At 33.1% G+C, this 1945-nt stretch carries 3 protein-coding genes and 1 pseudogene; 2 read left to right on the top strand and 2 right to left on the bottom strand.

The window, feature by feature from the left end:
• Positions 1–88: 88 nt before the first annotated feature.
• Together CN326_RS23805 and CN326_RS23810 are read left to right on the top strand one after the other, a co-directional pair.
• Complete coding sequence (locus tag CN326_RS23805) at positions 89–385, top strand: hypothetical protein (RefSeq protein ID WP_098311384.1); 297 nt, start codon at positions 89–91, stop codon at positions 383–385.
• A 54-nt stretch (positions 386–439) separates the two neighbouring features.
• Positions 440–1057: an ImmA/IrrE family metallo-endopeptidase gene (locus tag CN326_RS23810; RefSeq protein WP_098311385.1), complete on the top strand. Its 618-nt coding sequence runs from the start codon at positions 440–442 to the stop codon at positions 1055–1057.
• Positions 1058–1159: 102 nt separating this feature from the next.
• Here CN326_RS23810 and CN326_RS23815 read toward each other — a convergent pair whose 3' ends face one another.
• Both CN326_RS23815 and CN326_RS23820 read right to left on the bottom strand, forming a co-directional pair.
• Entirely contained in the window at positions 1160–1435 is a 276-nt protein-coding gene (locus tag CN326_RS23815) for a hypothetical protein (protein ID WP_098311386.1), read from the bottom strand.
• Positions 1436–1766: 331 nt separating this feature from the next.
• Positions 1767–1945, bottom strand: a pseudogene (locus tag CN326_RS23820) (IS4 family transposase); the annotation flags it as partial.

The raw sequence follows: 1945 nt of genomic DNA on the forward strand, positions 1-1945 counted from the left end.
CAAAATTACTCAAATCAAAACAACTATAATCGAGACAAATACGATTAGGCTACTAAAACGTAGCCTATTTTTGTAAGGAGGTTTTATCATGCTACCAGAAAACGGCTCAAATATTTCAAACAGCGGAAACTCCCATGTTAATATAAACGTAAACGTCGATACAAGCTCCATTGCCTATGCGATGATGTGCTATTGGCACACGAGCGGTATGATTACGGATGAACAATTTACTCATATGCTAACAAATTTTGGAAATTTACTTAACAAAGATGATGATATGTTGCCGCATCTTTTATCAAATAAAGAATATTCCCCATACATGATGCGCTCAAAAAATACTGTAGATACATTAAAAACATTTATTCCTCCTCTTTTCAATCGTTAAAGATATTTTCTTTTTATCTCGTCAGAAAAATTCACTATATTTGAGGTGTCTCATATGTGTCCTTACGTTAACATATGTGTTTGCATCGCTCCTGGAGCGAATATTGATAAAGACCGGATTGCTAGGGATATTACAATTACTGAATATATTTGGCATCCTATCGTATTTCAAATTGAAGATATCAGAACGTTAGACGAACCCTATCGTTTTCATGACGGTGAAATTAGTTACATGTCTTCACTAAAATCACAACCAAAGTTGACTTCTTTATTTGCTGAATGTACCGAACGTGCATCGCAAAGTGATATTTATATTTGTTATATCGGTAGTGATTATTTTCAAGAACAATCCGTTATCGCTTGTGCCTATTCTTTATCAACTAATAAACAAATTAAAGGTTACATTGTATTAACAAACGCCGCTTCAGCTTGGAAGAACATGTACACACTCGCACATGAAATTGGTCACATTTTATTCACGCGCCGTGTACAGGACAAGCTTACAAATGCAGATCCCGAATGTCCAAACGGTTCCGAACACCATCCTTCTCCCACAAACCTTATGCATTACATCATTCCTACCCCTTATAAATCACAAATAGATTCCTTATTAACAAATACCCAAAGAGAATTATCTTTAAAAAGTCCCTTATTGCGCAAAGAAAAAAAGTAACCGCTGCAGTTACTTTTTCTTTGTAAATATTAAAATCCTAATCCAACTACAAAACCAAAACAGAAAGAAGAAGAACAAAAGAATTTCATATTCACACGACCTTTACCAAATTAACAGTAGCCCTGCACATATAAATAAAAATGCACACCCAAAATACAAGTACCCAAATTTTTTAAATCGTTCTTCTTTTTCTGTTATACCCATGATTCCTGAAAATAATAAAAATAAAATTATAAAAACAAACGTTACATAATTCAGTTCTGTATATATTCCACTTTGTAAGTTAAATACCGCAATCATTCCAACTGACAGTGTGCCAAGTAATATAAAACACGCAGAATCCAATAATGATAACCAGTTTCGCTTTTCTTTTTCCATTTTCCCACTCTCAATTTAGAATACTGCTTAATCCTCTTTACACTTTATTCTTTATATTTTCCATTTTGTTATACCATAAGAAAAGTAAAGCTAAACTTCCATACGCTAAAAACATTTGAAGAATACTCCAATATAGATTTTGTTTTGCTAACCCTTCAAATATGAACATAACAGAAGTTGGTAAAATTATTGTAAGTACCCCATGCCCATCAAGCTAAGGTTGGGTATTTCATGAACTTCCGTTCTTGCTGCCTACATGCTTGATATTTTGTTTATTTGTTTCTAAAAATACGCATTCCAAATAAACCTTGATAAGGTGTATTTTTAAAGGTTATGCAGTTTTCTGCTTTAGATTGGATACAGTGCACTGATAAACAACACCTAAAATATCAAAGACTGTCTTTTTCTCATATCGATGGGATTTCCGTTCGTTTTTCTGTAAGAGGTCAAACAGACGAATAAAAATTTTTGATACTTCTTGGGTGTCTTGTTGTATAGCTTCATATACTA

Origin of the sequence: Bacillus sp. AFS018417 (genome assembly GCF_002560985.1) — a bacterium.
Lineage (GTDB): Bacteria > Bacillota > Bacilli > Bacillales > Bacillaceae_G > Bacillus_A > Bacillus_A rhizoplanae.